Source organism: Mycobacterium kyogaense (assembly GCF_036946525.1).
Classification (GTDB): Bacteria; Actinomycetota; Actinomycetes; order Mycobacteriales; family Mycobacteriaceae; genus Mycobacterium; species Mycobacterium kyogaense_A.
The window spans coordinates 92,989-111,005 of sequence record NZ_JAQIIY010000023.1 but is presented as its reverse complement, the minus strand read 5'-3'; the positions used below and the strand labels follow the sequence as shown (position 1 = coordinate 111,005).

The following is an 18,017-nucleotide window of genomic DNA, read 5'->3' as shown; positions in this document are numbered from 1 at the left end:
GTGTGATGACCGCAAGCTCAGGATCGCCCGGTTCGGGTGCCGCGCCGGACCGTCGGGCCATCATCACCGAGGCGCTGCGCAAGATCGACGATCTGACCGCGAAGCTGGCCGCGGCCGAGAAGGCCGAGACCGAGCCGATCGCCGTCGTCGGTATCGGCGCGCGCTTGCCGGGCGGCGTCGCCGACGCCGATCAGTTCTGGCAGTTCCTGCTCGACGGCGGCAACGGCGTGATCCGGGTGCCGGCCGACCGCTGGGACGCCGACCAGTACTACTCGCCGGACCACAGCGTGCCCGGCACGATCTGCAACCGCGAGGGCGGCTTCCTCACCACCTGGAAGCCCGACGAGTTCGACGCGGAGTTCTTCTCGATCTCCCCGCGCGAAGCCGCGGGCATGGATCCTCAGCAGCGGCTGCTGATGGAGGTCGCGGTCGAGGCGTTGGAGAACGCCAACATCAGCCCCCGCAGCCTGCGCGGCTCGTCGACCGGCGTGTTCGTCGGCCTGACCGCCAACGACTACTTCCGCTCGGTGATCGGCAAGCTGGAGCCCGAGGAGATCGACCCCTACATCCCGTTCGGCAACGCGCCGAACTTCGCGGCCGGCCGGCTCTCGTACTTCCTCGGCGTGCGCGGTCCGGCCGTGGTCAGCGACACCGCATGCTCGTCGTCGCTGGTGTCGATCCACCTGGCCTGCCAGAGCCTGCGCCGCGGCGAGAGCGACCACGCCCTGGCTGCCGGGGTGAACCTGATCCTGAGCCCCGAGAACAACATCGCGTGCTCCCGCTGGGGCATGCTGTCGCCGACCGGCCGGTGCGCGACGTTCGACGCCGACGCCGACGGCTACGTACGCAGCGAGGGCTGCGGTGTCGTGGTGCTCAAGCGCCTCTCCGACGCCCAGCGTGACGGCGACCGCGTGCTCGCGATCGTGCGCGGGTCAGCGGTCAACCAGGACGGCGCCAGCAGCGGCCAGACCGTGCCCAACGGGCCCGCCCAGCAAGAGCTGATGCGTACCGCGCTGCGCTCCGCGCGGCTGGACCCGTCCGCTGTCGACTACGTCGAGGCGCACGGCACCGGCACCGGGCTGGGTGACCCGATCGAACTCGACGCGCTCTCGGCCGTCTACGGCGACCGCAAGGACGCGGCGCCGCTGGTGCTGGGCTCGGTGAAGACCAACCTCGGCCACCTGGAGTCCGCGGCCGGCGTCACCGGGTTCATCAAGACCGTGCTGAGCCTGCAGCACGGGTTCATTCCGAAGATGCTGCATTTCTCGGCGCTGACCCCGCAGGCCGGCGAGGGCGCGAAGAAATTCCACATCGCCGCCGAGCCGACGCCGTGGCCGGTCCACGATGGGCCGCGTCGCGCCGCGGTGTCCTCGTTCGGGGTCAGCGGCACCAACGCCCACATCGTGCTGGAGCAGGCCCCCGAGACCGAATCGGTTGCGCCTCAACCGGAACCGCCCGTCAGCACCCTGGTCGTCACCGGCAAGACGCCGGCTCGGGTGGCGTCGCTGGCCGGCGCGCTCGCCGACTGGCTGGGTAGCCCGGCTGCCGAGCAGGTCAGCCTGGCCGACGTCGCCGAGACGCTGAACCACCGCCGCGCCCAGCACCCTCGCTTCGCCACGGTCGCCGCGACCGATCGCGCCCAGGCCGTCGCTGGGCTGCGCGCCCTCGCCGAGGGCTATCCCGCACCCGGTGTGGTGCCCGTCCACGAGGGCGCGTGCGGTTCCGGCGCCAAGCCCGGCACGGTGTTCCTCTACTCCGGGCAGGGCTCGCAGTGGGCCGGCATGGGTCGCCGCCTGCTGACCGAGGAGCCCGCGTTCGCCGCGGCGGTCGACGAGCTGGAACCCGATTTCGTGGCTCAGGCCGGCTTCTCGCTGCGCCAGACGCTGGAATCGGGGGAGACCGTCGTCGGGATCGACCGCATCCAGCCGGTGCTGGTGGGTGTGCAGCTGGCGCTGACCGCGCTGTGGCGCTCCTACGGCGTCGTCCCCGACGCGGTGATCGGGCACTCGATGGGTGAGGTGACCGCCGCCGTCGTCGCGGGGGCGCTGAGCCCGGCCGACGGACTGAAAGTGATCTCGACCCGGTCGCGGCTGATGAAGCGGCTGTCCGGGCAGGGCGCGATGGCGCTGCTCGAGCTCGACGCCGCGGCCGCCGAGGAACTGATCGCCGGGTACGACGGGCTGACGGTCGCGGTGTACGCCTCACCGAATCAGACCGTGATCGCCGGCCCGCCGGACCAGGTCGACGCCGCCGTCGCGGTCGTCGATGCGCAGGACAAGCTGGCCCGTCGCGTCGAGGTCGACGTGGCCTCGCACCACCCGATCATCGATCCGATCCTCGGCGAGCTGCGGACCGAGCTGGCCACGCTGACGCCCCGGACGCCGACCATCCCGGTGCTCGTCACCACCGACGGCAGGCCGACCGACGGGACGAACGTCTTCGACGCCGACCACTGGGTCGCCAACCTGCGCAACCCGGTACGGTTCGCCCGCGCCGTCGCCACCGCCGGCGCCGATCACTCGGTGTTCGTCGAGGTGAGCCCGCATCCGCTGCTGGGGTACGCGATCAAGGACACGCTTGCTGGCCAGCATCACCACAGCATCGCCACGCTGCAGCGCGACGCCAATGACACGCTGACCTTCCGCACCAACTTGAACGCCACCCACACGACGCGGCCGCCGAAGACGCCGTCGCGTGCCGGTTCGCGCGTGCAGATCCCGACCACGCCGTGGCACCACGCGCACCACTGGATCCAGACGCAGGCGATGCGGGCGGCCGCCAGTGGGCCAGCAGAGGCCCCGGCTGCCCGCGCCGAGGGCGGCCACCACGAGTGGCTGCACGAGCTGACCTGGCCGGTGCGCGATCTGGGCAGCGAGCGTTCCGACGCCACCATCGCTGTCGTGTCCGAGGACACCGAGCTCGCGGCGGCGCTGGGTGCGCGAGCACTCCGGCTCGACGAGGTCGACGGGGTCGGCTCCGCCGAGGTCGTGGTCTACGCACCCGCGGTTCCGGCGCAGCGTTTCGACGCGGCTGCGGCGTATCAGATGTTCGACGAGCTGCGCCGCATCGTCGTCGCGCTCGCCGGAATGGGTTCAGCGCCACGGCTTTTCGTGGTCACCCGCAATGCCCAGCCGGTCACCGAGGGGGATCGGGCCAACCCGGCGCACGCGGTGCTGTGGGGGATGGGACGCACGCTGGCGCTGGAGCACGCCGAGTTCTGGGGCGGGCTCATCGACGTCGACGAGACGCTGCCCCCCGAGCTGCTGGGCGCCTACCTGCGCGCCGAAGCTTCCGTCACCGGCACCGACCGCGACGACCAGGTGGTCTACCGGGCAGGGGAGCGGCGGGTGCCGCGCCTGGCGCCGCGCGCACTGCCCGCCGTCGCGGTGAACCGGTTGGAAGCCAACACCAGCCACCTCGTCGTCGGCGCCACCGGCAACGTCGGTCCGTACCTGATCCGCCAGCTCGCCGACATGGGTGCGGCGACCGTGGTCGCGGTGTCGCGGCGCGGCACCGGGCTCGCCGAGCTGACCGCCGAGCTCGCCGCCTCGGGCACCACGCTGGTCGAGGTGGCCGCCGACGCCGGTGACGACGCGTCGATGGCCGCGGTGTTCGAGCGCTTCGGCCGCGATCTTCCGCCGCTGGACGGCGTCTACCTGGCCTCTTTGGCCGGCGGTGAGGCGCTGCTGACCGACATGACCGACGACGACCTGCGGCCGATGTTCCGGGCCAAGGTCGATGCGGCCGCGGTGCTGCACAAGCTGTCGCTGACCACGCCGGTGCGGCGCTTCGTGCTGTTCTCGTCGATCACCGGGCTGCTCGGCTCCCGCGCGGTCGCGCACTACACGGCGGCCAACGCGTTCGCCGACGCGTTCGCCTATGCGCGGCGCGCGCTGGGCCTGCCGGCCACGGTCGTCGACTGGGGTCTGTGGAAGTCGTGGTCGGACGCCCAGCCGCAGATGAAGGCCGCCGGGCTGGAACCCATGCCCAACGACGTCGCGATCCGCATGCTGCCGGCGGTGCTGAGCCCGCAGGCCGGCACGCAGATCGTGCTCGCCGGCGCCGACTGGCCGCGGCTGGCCGAGGCCTACCGCATGCGCGCCGCGGTCAAGGTGCTCGACCGCCTGATCGCCGGGCCGGCCGAGGACGCCGATCTGTCGGCTCTCGCCGCTGCCCAGTGGGGCACGGTGCTCGGCGAGCCGGTCGAGTCGTCCGATCACGAGCACCTGTGGCGGGCGCGGCTGCTGCCCGGGGAGCGCACCTGGTCGAACGCGCACCGGGTGCGCGGCGTCGAGGTGGTACCCGTGTCGGTGGTGCTGCAGACACTGTCGGCCGTGGCCGAGAGCGTCGGCGGCGGCTCCGAAACTGCGAAGGTCCCCGGCGACGTCCGGTTCGAGTATCCGATCCTCGCCGACACCCCGACGGTGATCCACGCCGTCGCCGACGGGGACACGCTGACCATCTGGTCCAGCCCCGCCCCCGATACCGCGCCGCAGCGCTGGACCCGGCACGCCGGAGCCACGCTGACCACCGCGCCTCAGGGAACGCCCCAGGGCGACCAGACCCCGGTCGGTACCGTGTTCGACGGTGCGGCGATCGAAGAGATGCAGCGCGCGTGGGGTGTGGAGGGCCGGCCGTTCACCTGGACCGTCGCCGACGCCACGGCGACCACCGCCGGCGCGCGCGGCACCGTCGAGGTGCCCGCCACCGAGTCGCCGGCGGCAGCGTTGCTCGACGCCGCGGTGCATGTCGCGCGCCTCGCCGACGCCGACGACGCCGCACTGCTGCTGCCCGCCGGTGCCGAGAGCCTGGCCGAGTCGGACAACGCGGTGGCAGGCACCGCCGTGATCGAGGTGTTCCGGCGCGGCGGCGACGGGGCAGCTCTGGTCGTCGACGCACTGGTCACCGGCCCCGACGGCACCGTCTGGGTCGACGTGCGCGGATTGACGTTCGCGCCGGTGGAGTCGGCACCCGCTCCGGCGACCAGCGACACCGCAACCGCTGCAACCGAATTCATCGATTGGTCGACGATGTCGGGCAAGGAGACGGTGGAGGCACTGCGGGTGCGTCTGCGCGCCATCCTGGCCCGCGAGCTCGGCATGCCCGAGACGGCGGTCGACGTCGAGTCGGCGTTCCCGGAGCTGGGCCTGGACTCGATGATGGCGATGAACCTGCTGCGCGACGCGAAAGCACTGGTCCGGATCGACCTGTCCGCGACCATGCTGTGGAACCATCCGTCGATCGCGCAGCTGTCGGAGTTCGTGGCCGAGCTGCTCGCGCCGATGCAGAATGCTGCCGCCGCCGAACCCGAGGAGGAGCCCGATGCGGGCGACGACTCCGACGAGTTCAGCCTCGATGACCTCTTCGACAGCATCGAATCTTCCGTCGAGTCGGCCAACGCCGGCAGTGAGGGCACCATCTGATGACGACCCCTAAACCGAAAACGACTTTCGACCGCATCTCGGGAATGTCCGCCGAGCAGCGGGACAAGCTGGCCGAGCAGTTCGAGAAAGCCTCGCGGGTCACCGGGGCCGAGCCGATCGCCGTCGTCGGCATCGGGTGCCGGCTCCCCGGCGGGGTCACCGGACCCGACAGCTTCTGGAAGCTGCTGGAGAGCGGCACCGACGCGGTCTCCGTGGTGCCCGCCGACCGCTGGGACGCCGAGGCGTTCTACGACACCGACATGAGCGTGCCGGGCCGGATGCCCACCAAATGGGGCGCCTACCTGAACGACATCACCGGCTTCGACGCCGACTTCTTCGGCATCACCCCACGCGAGGCGATGTCGATGGATCCGCAGCAGCGGGTCGCCCTCGAGGTGGCCTGGGAAGCGCTGGAGCACGCCGGTTACGCCCCCGATCAGCTGGGTGAGACCCGTGCCGCAGTGATGCTCGGCGTCTACTACAGCGAGTACCACAACGCCTCGCCGGAGAACGCCGACGCGATCGACGCCTACTCGGCGACCGGCAACGCCCACAGCGTCACCGTGGGCCGCATCGCCTATCTGCTGGGCCTCAAAGGTCCGGCGGTGGCCGTCGACACCGCGTGCTCGTCGTCGCTGGTGTCGATCCACCTGGCCTGCCAGAGCCTGCGGATGCGCGAAAGCGACCTCGCGCTCGCCGGTGGCGTCAACCTGAATCTTCGCCCGGAAACTCAACTGGCCCTTGCCAAGTGGGGCATGCTCTCCCCGCACGGGCACTGCTATGCCTTCGATTCACGCGCCGACGGGTTCGTGCGCGGCGAGGGCGCCGGGGTCGTGGTGCTCAAGCGCCTCACCGATGCGGTGCGCGACGGCGACCGGGTGCTCGGCGTGGTCCGCGGCTCGGCGGTCAACCAGGACGGCCGGTCCAACGGGCTTACCGCACCCAATGCCCCGGCTCAGCGCGACGTGCTCACCCGGGCACTGAAGTCCGCCGACGTCGCCGCGGGCACCGTCGACTACGTCGAATGCCATGGCACCGGAACGGCTCTGGGCGATCCGATCGAGTTCGACGCGCTGGCCGCGATCTACGGCAAGGGCGACGTGCCCTGCGCGCTGGGCACCGTGAAGACCAACATGGGCCACCTCGAGGCGGCCGCCGGAGTGGCCGGGTTCATCAAGACCGTGCTGACGCTGGCGCACGGCACGATCGCGCCAAACCTGAACTTCGAGAAGTGGAACCCGCAGATCGACCCGAAGCCGACACGCCTCTACGTGCCGACCGAGGCGACGGCGTGGCCGGCCAGCGACCACCCGCGCCGCGCCGCGGTGTCGTCGTTCGGCTTCAGCGGCACCAACGCCCACATCGTGCTGGAGCAGGGCCCGGAAACGGCACCCGCAGCCGTCGCCCCGTCCCCGGCGGTCACGACGCTCGTGGTGTCGGGAAAGACCCCCGCGCGGCTGGCGGCCTCGGCGCAGTCACTGGCCGACTGGCTGGCCGGCGACGGCGCCTCGGTGCCGCTGACCGACGTGGCCTACACCGTCAACCATCACCGCAGCCGCTACTCGACCATCGCCACGGTGTGCGCCCGCACCCACGACGAGGCCGTCACCGGTCTGCGCGCGCTGGCCGCCGGTCAGCCCGCGCCCGGTGTGATCGCCGCCCATGACGCCCGCCTCGGGAAGGGCACCGTCTTCCTGTACTCCGGGCAGGGCGCTCAGTGGGCCGGGATGGGCAAGACTCTGCTGGCCGAGGAGCCCGCGTTCGCGAAGGCCGTCGACGAGCTGGAACCCGCGTTCGTCGACAAGGTCGGCTTCTCGCTGCGCCAGACCCTGGAGGCCGGGGAGCCGGTCGTCGGCATCGACCGCATCCAGCCGGTGCTGGTGGGCATGCAGCTGGCGCTGACCGAGCTGTGGCGCTCCTACGGCGTGGAACCCGATGCGGTGATCGGCCACTCGATGGGGGAGGCCACCGCCGCCGTCGTCGCCGGAGTACTCACTCCTGCCGAGGGTTTCGACATCATCGCCACCCGCACCCGGTTGATGAAGCGGTTGTCCGGGCAGGGGGCGATGGCGCTGCTGGAGCTCGACCCCGCCGCGGCGGAGAAGCTGATCGCCGACAAGCCGGACGTGACGATCGCGGTGTACGCCTCGCCGAAGCAGGTCGTCATCGCCGGCCCGCCTGAGCAGGTCGACGAGCTCGTCGCCACGGTCGACGGGCAGGGCCGGCTGGCCCGCCGCGTCGAGGTGGACGTCGCATCGCACCACCCGACCATCGACCCGGTGCTGCCGGAGCTGCGGGAGGCATTGGCGTCGTTGAAGCCGGCCGCCCCGAAGATCCCGCTGATCTCCACGGTGGCCTACACCGGCGATGCGCCCATGTACACCGCGGACTACTGGGCGGCCAACCTGCGCAACCCGGTCCGGTTCAGCCAGGCCGTACACGAGGCCAGCGCCGAGAACAGCGCGTTCATCGAGATCAGCCCCCATCCGCTGCTGTCCCACGCGATCAGCGACACGCTGGCCGCGCAGTCGGTCAGCAAGCGCTTCCACGTCGGGTCCACGGTCAACCGGGACACCCCCGAGACGCTGGCCTTCCATGCGCAGCTCGGGGCGGTCCGTCCGCCTGCGGTCAGCGCCGAGGGTGCGGCGGGCCGGCTCGTCGACGTCCCGCCGACGGCGTGGCAGCACGTGCCGTTCTGGCTCAGCGACCGTGCCGGGGCTCCGCAGTACGCCGGCGCGCATCCGTTGCTCGGTGTGCACGTCGAGCTGCCGTCGGGCAACGGTCACGTCTGGCAGTCCGACGCCGGCACCGACGCGCATCCGTGGCTGGCCGACCACGTCGTGCACGGCCTGCCCGTCATGCCGGGCGCGGGCTTCGCCGAGATCGCGTTCGCCGCCGCCCAGGAGGCCCTCGGCCGGCCCGCCACCGGCGTGGCCGTCTCGGTCGAGGTCGAGGCGATGCTGCCCCTCGATCCGCAGACGAAGCTCACCACCCAGGTGAGCACCGGCGAGGACGGGGTGTCGCTGGTCGAGATCCACTCCCGCTCGGAGGCGGGCGGCTGGACCCGGCACGCGGTCGGCACCGTCTCCGCGGCCGACCCCGAGACGCCGGCCAAGGTGCTGCCTGCCGCGGGTGGCACGCCGGTGTCGCCGTCGGATTTCTACACCGCACTGCGCCGCACCGGCGCGCACCACGGCCCGGCGTTCCAGGCGCTGACCCGCATCGCCCGCTCCGCCGACGCCGCCGACACCGAGATCGAGCTGCCGGAGTCGGTGACCCCGCAGCGCGGAATCACCCTGCACCCGGTGCTGCTCGACGCGGCACTGCAGGGCCTGGCCGCCGCGATGAGCGATGCGACGCTGGCGGACTCCGGTGAGGACACCTATCTGCCGGTCGGCTTCGGCACGATCCGGGTGTTCGCCGAGGTGGGCCGGCGGGCGCACTGCCGCGCCGAACTGGTCAGTGTCGCCGACAGCGGTGACGCGACGGGCCGGGTCACGCTGACCGACGACACGGGTTCCGTGCTGGCCCGGGTCGACGACGTGCACCTCAAGCGCATCCAGCGCCGCACGGTGCCGCTTCCGTTGTCGCAGAAGATCTTCGACTCCCGCTGGGTCGAGTCCGCCGCCCCGGCCGCCCAGGCGGTCGCGGGGAGCTGGCTCGCGTTGGCCGACGGCGCGGCGGGCCAGATTGCCGCGCAGGAGTTCGCCGAGCGGTTCGGCGGCGCGACCCGACGGGTCGTCATCGCGGACCTCGGCGACGAGTCCGCGGTGCGGGAGGCGTTCGCGACCGCGACCGCCGACCCCGATCTGCCGCCGGCCGGCGTGATCGTGTTCTGCGACTTCGGTTCCGACAGCACCGATTTGGCCGCCGGTCTGGCGCACGCCCGCGACGTGATCTGGGGCGTGGCGGGCACGGTGCGGGCGATCGTCGGCAGCTGGCACGGCAAGGCACCCCGCTTGTGGCTGGTGACCCGCGGCGGTCTGGTGACCGCACCCTCGAAAAACTCCGACGGCCCCGGAAACCCGGCCGCCAACAGCCTCAAGGGGCTGGTCCGGGTGCTGGCCTACGAGCATCCCGACCTGAAGACCACGCTGCTCGACACCGGGGCCGACGATCCGGCCGGCGCGTTGAGCACCGAGATCGAGAGCGGCTCGGCTGACGACGTCGTCGCGTGGCGCGGCGGCACCCGCCTGGTCGAGCGGCTCGCCCGCGCGGCGCTGCCGGCCACGCCGGGGCAACTCACCGTCCGTCACGACGGCAGCTACGTCGTCACCGGCGCACTCGGCGGCGTCGGCATGGCCGTGGTCCGCTGGCTGGTCGGCCACGGCGCGGGCCGGCTCGTGCTCAACGGCCGCAAGGGCCCGTCCGAGGAGGTGGCCGCCGAACTCGACACGCTGTCGCAGCGCTGCGAGATCGCGGTCGTCACCGGCGACATCGCCGACTCGGGAACGGCCGAGCGCCTGGTCGCGGCCGCCGAGGAGACGGGCAAGCCGATGCGCGGGCTCATCCACTCGGCCGCGGTCCTCGAGGACGAGATCTTCGTCGGCATGACCCGCGAGAGCCTCGACACCATCTGGGCGCCGAAGGCCACCGGTGCGCTGCGTCTGCACGAGGCCACCGTCGGCAAGGACCTGGACTGGTGGGTCGGCTTCAGCTCGATCGTGTCGCTGCTCGGTTCGCCCGGGCAGGCGGCCTACGCCGCCGCCAACGCCTGGCTCGACGGCCTGGTGTCGGCGCGGCAGGCGGCCGGGTTGCCGGCCATCGCGGTCAACTGGGGTCAGTGGGCCGACGTGGGTCTGGCCAGCACGCTGCGCTTCTCGGTGCTCGATCCGATCAGCCCGGCCGAGGGCGTCGACGCGCTCGGCGGTGTGATGGCGGCGGGCTTGGCGCGGGTGGGCATCGCCCGGCTGCGGCTGGACCGTGCGGCGGCGGCGTTCCCGGAGATCCACCAGATCGGTTTCTTCACCGACATGGTGGGCGAGCTGCAGACCGACGACATCGACGAGGACTGGGGCGGCGCCGAGGCGCTCAAGACGATGGACGCCGCCGAGGTGCACCGCGTCGTCGTGGCCCGGTTGCGCCGGCGGATCTCGGCCATCATGGGGTATTCCGACGACAGCGCGGTCGACGTCGCGCAGCCGCTGACCGAGCTGGGGCTCGACTCGCTGATGGCGGTGCGGATGCGCAACACGATCCGCGGTGACTTCGGCGTGGAGCCGCCCGTCGCGCTGCTGCTGCAGGGCGCGTCGCTGACCGACCTCGCGGTGGATCTGATCCGTCAGCTCGGCCTGGAGGAGCAGGAGTCCGCCGAGCGTCCCAACGCCCTGCGTGAGCGCGCCCAGCAGCGCGCCGCCGCGCGTCAACGTGCCGCATCGCGGCGAAAGGTAGGACCACGATCGTGACGAGCAGTACCGCCGGCGAGGAGCTCCCGGACAACGCGATCGCCGTCATCGGCATGGCCGGGAAGTTCCCCGGCGCGGAGTCGGTGTCGGCGTTCTGGCGCAATCTGCGCGCCGGGGTGGAGTCGATCGTCGACCTGTCGGAGGGCGATCTGCTCGCCAACGGCGTGACCGAACGCGCGCTCGGCAACCGCGGGTACGTCCGCCGGGCCGGGCTGATGCCAGGCATCGAGGAGTTCGACGCGGACTTCTTCGGGTTCACGCCGTACGCGGCGCGGATGCTCGATCCGCAGCACCGGCTGTTCCTGCAGGCGGTGTTCCACGCGCTCGAGGACGCCGGCTACGACCCCCAGGGTCTGGAGTCCACGGTCGGTGTGTTCGGCACCAGCAGCTCCAGCGGTTACCTGCTGCACAACCTGATGTCGAACTTCGACCCGATGATGGTGATCGGGCAGGGCGCCAGCTTCGAGATGGTGAACCTGAGCCTGCAGAACGACAAGGACCACCTGGCCACCCGGGTGGCGCACCAGTTCGACTTCCGCGGCCCGGCGTTGTCGGTGGCCACGGCGTGCTCGTCGTCGCTGGTGGCGGTCCACCTGGCGTGCCAGTCGATCCTCAACGGCGAGTGCGACATCGCGCTGGCCGGCGGCTCGTCGCTGCGCATCCCACACCACGTCGGCTACTGGTACGAGCAGGGCGCGATGGTGTCCCCGACGGGGCAGTGCCGGCCGTTCGACGTGCGGTCGGACGGCACGATCTTCGCCAGCGGTGTCGGCGTGGTGGTGCTCAAGGCGCTGGCCGACGCGATCGACGACGGGGACCACATCCACGCGGTGATCCGCGGGTCGGCGCTGAACAACGACGGCGCCACGAAGATGACCTACGCGGCCCCGAATGCGCTGGGCCAGGCCGAGGTCATCGCCGAGGCCCACGCGATCGCCGGGGTGGACGCCTCGTCGATCACCTACGTCGAGACGCACGGCACCGGCACCCCGCTCGGGGATCCGATCGAGGTGGAGGGCCTGCGTCAGGCGTTCGAGCTGGCCGAGGAGACCCGCAGCGCGCCCTGCTATCTGGGCTCGGTCAAGTCCAACATCGGCCACCTGGAGACCGCGGCCGGTATCGCGGGCCTGATCAAGGCGATCCTGTGCCTGGAGCACAAGGCGATCCCGGCGACGCTGCACTACACCAGCCCCAACCCCGAGCTGCACATCGACCGCGGGCCGTTCCGGATCCGCACCACCGACGGCCCGTGGGAATCCGACGGGATCCGCCGCGCCGGCGTCAGCTCGTTCGGCGTGGGCGGCACCAACGCCCACATCGTGCTCGAGGAGGCGCCGTACACAGCCGCTCCGACGCCCAGCGCGAAGCCGCAGGTGCTGGTGCTCTCGGCCCGCACGCAGGAGGCGCTGGCGCAGGCCCGCGCGGCATTGGCCACCGAACTGGCCGCCAGCGACGAGGTCAGCCTGCCCGACGCCGCCTACACGCTGACCCGGCGCCGCAAGGATCCGTTCCGGCTGGCCGCGGTGGTGCACGACCAGGCCAACGCCGCGACCGTGCTGTCGGCGGCCGAGACGGACAACGTCTTCGAGGGCCAAGGGGTCACCGATGCCGAGGAGTCCGGCGACCGGGTGGCGTTCCTGTTCCCGGGCCAGGGCGCTCAGCACATCGGGATGGCCCGCGGTCTCTACGACACCGAGCCGGTGTTCGCCCGCCACTTCGACGAGTGCGTGGCCGGGTTCAACGAGCTCATGGGGTACGACCTGCGCGCCGAGATCTTCGACGGCGTGGGCCGCAACCTCGAGCACACCGACCGCGCGCAGCCGGCGCTGTTCACCGTCGAGTACGCGCTGGCCAGGCTGGTCCAGTCCCACGGTGTGGAGCCCGCGATCATGGCGGGCCACAGCATCGGCGAGTACGCGGCCGCGACCATCGCCGGGGTGTTCGACCTCGACACCGCGATCAAGGTCGTCGCCAAGCGTGCGCAGCTGATGCATGCCGCCCCGCGCGGCGTCATGGTCGCGGTCCCGTTGAGCCCGCAGGCCGTCGCCGAGTACCTGACCGGTGACGTCGACGTCGCGACCATCAACGACCCGGGCAGCTGCGTGGTGGCCGGCAGCGACGAGGCGATCCGCACGTTCCAGGCCGCGCTGGCCGAGAAGGGCGTCGCCGCGCGGCGGGTGCGCACCTCGCACGCGTTCCACTCGCGGCTGATGGACCCGGTGGTGGCCGAGTTCAGCTCCTTCCTCTCCGGTGTGACGCTGAATGAGCCGCGAATCCCGTTGCTGTCCAACATCACCGGCACGACGATGTCGGCGGCCGAGGCCACCAACCCGAACACGTGGGCGCGTCAGATCCGGGCCACGGTGCGGTTCGCCGACGAACTCGACCTGCTGCTGTCCGCCCCGGACCGGGTGCTCGTCGAGGTCGGTCCCGGCGGCACGCTGACCTCGTCGGCCGGCAGGCACCCGCGCTGGTCGGAACGACACCGCGCGGTGCGGCTGATGCGTCATCAGGCGCAGAACCGCAGTGACGGCGACACGTTCCTGCTCGGGCTGGGCCAGCTGTGGGCCGCCGGTGTGGACGTCGACTGGACGCCGGGATGGACCCAAGGGTCCAGCGAAGACGCCGAGCCGCAGCTGGTCACGCTGCCCGGATATCCGTTCGCCAAGCAGCGGCACTGGGTCGAGCACAACGCCAACGCCGCGTGGCTGAACGGCGCACCCGCCGGGGTCACCCTCGACGCCGCGGCCCCTGCGGTCGCCCCGGCGGCCGCGGGCGGTACCTCGTCGGTCGAGACGGTGCTGGCGCAGGTGTGGGCACAGTGCCTCGGCCTGCCTGACATCGACCGCAACGCCAACTTCTTCGAGATCGGCGGCGACTCGCTGATCGCGATCAGCGTGGCGATGACGGCGGGGCACCGCGGGCTGGACCTCACCCCGCAGGATCTCTACGAGAACCAGACGGTGTCGTCGCTGGCGAAGGTGCTGACCGCCCGTTACGCGGAGGGCGGTCTGGCCCGGCAGTCGCTCGACGACGTCGTCACCCCGCCGGTGCCGCCGAACGTGGCGTACTTCCTCGAGCACGGTCTGCGTGACGTCGGCCGCTGGCGCACCCCGGTGGTGCTGGGCCTGCGCGCCGACATCGGCGAGGACGACGTACGCGCGGTGCTGAGCGCTGTCACCGCCGCTCACGACGCGCTGCGGGTGCACCTCGTGGAGCGGGCCGGCACGTGGGAGCAGCACATCGCCGACCCCGGCGAGTTCACCGAGCTGATCGTCAAGGCACTGCCCGACGGCGCGGCCGCGGGCAGCCCGCAGGAACGCGAGGCCGTGCAGGCGGCGCTGGACGAGCAGGTACGCGAGCATCAGCTGCTCACCGCACCGCTGACCGCGACGTTCCTGCGGGGCGCGCACGGTGGCCGGTCGTCGCTGGCGCTGACCCTGCACGGGGTGGCCAGCGGACCCGGCGACGACGGCACCTCCCGCGACGTGCTGCTCACCGATCTGGTCACCGCGTTCTCGCAGCGGATGGCGGGGGAGGAGATCACCCTCGCCCCGGTCTCCACGTCGTGGCGGGAGTGGTCGCAGCGCTGCGCCGGGCTTGCCACCCATCCGGCAGTGCTGGACAGCCGCGACTACTGGCTGCAGGTCGCCCGCGCGGCCACGGTCACCGTGGCGGCGCCGGAACCGGCGGAGCGGCCCGGGGCCGACGACCTGGTCCGTCTGTCGACCTCGCTGTCGCCCGCCGAGACCGGCGAGATCGACGACACCCGGCGGCGGCTGCGGCTGCCCGTCGAGGAGATCCTGCTGGCCGCCCTGGGCCGGACCGTGGCCGCCACGGTCGGCGAGGGCACCGTGGCCGTCGACCTCGGGGGGCGCGGCCGCTCGGTGCTCAAGCCCGATGTCGACCTACAGCGCACGGTCGGCTGGTTCTCCACGCTGCACCCCGTCGCGCTGCCTGCAGCACAGCAGAGCGCCGCGTCGGCGCTGCTCGACGACGTGCGGGAGACGCTCAAGGCGGTGCCGCACTACGGCATCGGCTACGGGCTGCTGCGCTACCTGTACGCGCCGACTGCACGGGCGCTGTCGGACACGCGCTCGGCGGACATCCTGTTCACCCACGTCGGCACCATTCCCGACGTGCCCGGCGAACAGCCCGAGGACGCGGCGGTCCGGTTCGACACCGACACCGCGATGCCGATCCGGGACGCGCTCCCCGGGTTGGGGCATGCGCTGGAGCTGCGGGTCTACCGCTCGGCCGGGGTGCTCTACACCGACTGGTGGTACGACAGCCGGCGGCTGGGCCCCACCGATGTGGAATCCTTTGCCCGGCACTACTCGACCGCACTGCTGGAGATCACGCGAGAAGCACTGGCCGCCGAGGACGCCGATGCGGCCGGTGACGAGCTGGCGCTCGTCGATCTCTCGTGACACGGCTCAACAGGGCAGGAGGAGCTCATGTCCCGCTCTGACAAGGCGGTCGTCGTCGCCGGCATCCGCAAGTCGTTCGGCTCGGTGGTGGCGCTGCGCGACGTCAGCTTCGAAGTCGGCCGCGGCGAGGTGCTGGGCCTCCTCGGACCCAACGGCGCCGGCAAGACGACGACGGTCAACATCCTGTCGACGCTGATCACCCCCGACAGCGGGCGCGCGCTGATCGCCGGCCACGACGTGGTCGCCGACCCCGCCGGCGTGCGGCGGTCGCTGATGCTGACGGGGCAGTACGCCGCGCTCGACGACATGCTGACCGGCCGCGAGAACCTGCTGATGTTCGGCCGGCTGCAGGGCCTGAAGAAGAAGGTCGCCAAGGAGCGCGCGATCGAGCTGCTCGAGCAGTTCGATCTGGTGGAGGCCAGCGATCGCCCGGTCAGCACCTACTCCGGCGGCATGAAGCGGCGCATCGACATCGCCTGTGGCCTCGTGGTGCGCCCCGAGGTGGTGTTCCTCGACGAGCCCACGACGGGCCTCGATCCGCGCAGCCGCCAGGCGATCTGGGAGCTGGTGACCGACTTCAAGGAAGCGGGCATCGCCACGCTGCTGACCACGCAGTACCTCGAAGAGGCCGATCTGCTCAGCGACCGGATCATCGTGATCGACAAGGGCACGGTGATCGCCGAGGGCACCGCCGACCAACTCAAGGAACGCACCGGCGGCACCTACTGCGAGATCGTGCCCCGCCACATCAAGGACCTGCCCGAGGTGGTGCGGGTCCTCGGCCCGCTGCTGCCGCAGGCCAACCGCGCCGCGCTGACCGAGACCTCGGACCGCATCTCGATGCCGGCGCCGGAAGGTCCGCGCACGCTGATGGCCGCGCTGACCAAGCTCAACGAGGCCGACATCGAGTTGATGGACATCGCGTTGCGTCGCCCGTCGCTCGACGAGGTTTTCCTGGCGCTGACCGGCGACCACGCGCGGGACATCTCAGAGCCCACCGAGGTCCCGGCGGCGGGCGCCTACGCGTGAGCGGCGCTGTCACGACCGCCCGCACGGCGGGCGGATCGACGGTCCCCGACGCCACGCGGCCGCCGGTGAGCGCGCTGCAGCAGTGGTGGGTGCTCACGGTCCGGATGATCATCCCGACGCTGCGCAACGGCGAACTGGCCACGCAAGTGATCGGGTCGATCGTGTTCACGATCGGCTACTACCTGCCGCTCAAGCAGATGATGGGCGCGGTCCAGCCGCTGTCCAGCTACGCGCAGTACCTGACACCGCTGATCATCCTGCAGGCGATCTGGTTCGCCGCGGTGTCGGCGGCGTTCCGGTCGGCCACCGATTCGGTGCAGGGCATCAACCGGCGGTTCCGTGCGATGCCGATCCCGGCGATCATGCCGCTGGCCTCCCGCCTGACCGCGAGTATGTACCGCTGCGTCATCGCGCTCGTCGTGTCGGTGGCGTGTGGGCACGTCATCGGATTCCGGTTCCACGGCAGCGTGTGGCACACCCTCGGGTTCGCCGGCCTGGTTCTGCTCATCGGCGCCACCCTGGCCGTCATCGGTGACCTGATCGGCATCGCGACCCAGAACCCGGAGGCCACCGCACCGATGATGCTGGTGCCGCAGCTGACGCTGGGCTTGGCGTCGGTGGGTCTGCAGCCGGTCGAGCAGTTCCCCGACTGGATCCAGGGTTTCGTGCGCAATCAGCCGCTCTCGCAGTGGGTGTACGGCCTGCAGGCACTCGCGGGCGACACCACCGACGCTGCGCCGGAGGTCACCTGGGCGGTCCTCACGCCGAGCTTGGCGTGGGCACTCGGCGCCGGCGCCCTCGCGGTCGTCCTGCACCGCATCGTCAGCAGGAGGAGGCGGTGATGGCGCGTTCGTCGGCTGCGCAGGAGCCCGTCACCAAAGCGCCCTACCGCCCCGGTGGACGGCACCGCGACGCCCGGGTGTGGGAGAACTCGCCGCGGCGCCTGGTGCCGCAGGTGCTGCTGCTCACCTACCGGATCTTGCGGCGCTGGAGCCGCGATCCCGCGACGCTGGTGCAGTCGTTCGTGATGCCCGCCGGGTTCCTCGCCGCCCTCGACGTCGTCTTCGGTGACGTGATCAAGCAGGTGAGCGGGCAGAGCGGGCTGTACGGCCAGGTTCCTCTCGTCGCCCTCGTCGGCGGCATGACCGGCGCGATCATCGGCGCGATCAGCGTGATGCGGGAGCGCGACGTCGGCCTGCTGTCACGATTCTGGGTGGTGCCGACGCATCGCGCCGCCGGACTGCTGTCCCGGATGCTGGCCGAATGGGTGCGCATCGTGGTGATCACGCTGGTGGTCATGGGCGTCGGGCTCGCGCTGGGCTTCCGCTTCGAGCAGGGCTTGCCGGCAGCGATCGCGTGGGTGTTCATGCCCGCCATGTTCGGCGTGGCGTTGTCGGCGGCCGTGTTGACGCTCGCGCTGTACTCGTCGAGCACGCTGGTCCCGCAGGCCACCGACATCGTGGTCGCGGTTCTGATGTTCTTCTCGATCGGTTTCGTGCCGCTCGACCAGTATCCGGAGTGGCTGCAGCCCTTCGTGGAGCACCAGCCGGTCAGCTATACGATCGAGGCCATGCGTGGACTCTCCATCGAGGGTCCGATCGCCCGACCGATGATGTTCGCCGCTCTGTGGTCCTTCGGCATCCTCGCCGTGTGCGCGGTGCCGCTGGCCATCGGCTATCGCAAGGCCAGCCGACGCGGGTGATCCCGCTCTAGACAGGGAGTCTGATACC

At 71.5% G+C, this 18,017-nt stretch carries 6 protein-coding genes; all 6 read left to right on the top strand.

Annotated features, from left to right (window positions below; all coding sequences use genetic code 11):
- The first annotated feature begins 5 nt into the window (after window positions 1-5).
- The 6 genes from PGN37_RS19840 to PGN37_RS19815 are packed head-to-tail and all read left to right on the top strand — an operon-like array spanning window position 6 to window position 17,989.
- The gene (locus tag PGN37_RS19840; protein ID WP_335332718.1) at window positions 6-5,423 is read left to right on the top strand and encodes a type I polyketide synthase; all 5,418 of its coding nucleotides are present in this window, start codon (window positions 6-8) and stop codon (window positions 5,421-5,423) included.
- The gene (locus PGN37_RS19835; RefSeq protein WP_335332717.1) at window positions 5,423-10,828 is read left to right on the top strand and encodes a type I polyketide synthase; all 5,406 of its coding nucleotides are present in this window, start codon (window positions 5,423-5,425) and stop codon (window positions 10,826-10,828) included. The genes PGN37_RS19840 and PGN37_RS19835 overlap by 1 nt, the downstream gene beginning before the upstream one ends.
- On the top strand, window positions 10,825-15,258 hold the full coding sequence (locus tag PGN37_RS19830) for a type I polyketide synthase (RefSeq protein ID WP_335332716.1): 4,434 nt from the start codon (window positions 10,825-10,827) through the stop codon (window positions 15,256-15,258). Before PGN37_RS19835 ends, PGN37_RS19830 begins: the two co-directional genes overlap by 4 nt.
- Window positions 15,259-15,285: 27 nt before the next feature.
- On the top strand, window positions 15,286-16,287 hold the full coding sequence (locus PGN37_RS19825; RefSeq protein WP_335332715.1) for an ATP-binding cassette domain-containing protein: 1,002 nt from the start codon (window positions 15,286-15,288) through the stop codon (window positions 16,285-16,287).
- Window positions 16,284-17,129, top strand: coding sequence for an ABC transporter permease (locus tag PGN37_RS19820; protein WP_335332714.1), 846 nt, complete (start codon window positions 16,284-16,286; stop codon window positions 17,127-17,129). The genes PGN37_RS19825 and PGN37_RS19820 overlap by 4 nt, the downstream gene beginning before the upstream one ends.
- A complete protein-coding gene (locus PGN37_RS19815; protein WP_335332713.1) occupies window positions 17,129-17,989 on the top strand; it encodes an ABC transporter permease in 861 nt (286 codons plus the stop codon). Before PGN37_RS19820 ends, PGN37_RS19815 begins: the two co-directional genes overlap by 1 nt.
- Window positions 17,990-18,017 lie beyond the last annotated feature (28 nt).

Excerpts from the sequence above, each read along its gene's own strand:
- PGN37_RS19835 (WP_335332717.1), top strand. The coding sequence starts at position 5,423 with ATGACGACCCCTAAACCGAAAACGACTTTCGACCGCATCTCGGGAATG.
- PGN37_RS19840 (WP_335332718.1), top strand. The coding sequence starts at position 6 with ATGACCGCAAGCTCAGGATCGCCCGGTTCGGGTGCCGCGCCGGACCGT.
- PGN37_RS19825 (WP_335332715.1), top strand. The coding sequence starts at position 15,286 with ATGTCCCGCTCTGACAAGGCGGTCGTCGTCGCCGGCATCCGCAAGTCG.
- PGN37_RS19815 (WP_335332713.1), top strand. The coding sequence starts at position 17,129 with ATGGCGCGTTCGTCGGCTGCGCAGGAGCCCGTCACCAAAGCGCCCTAC.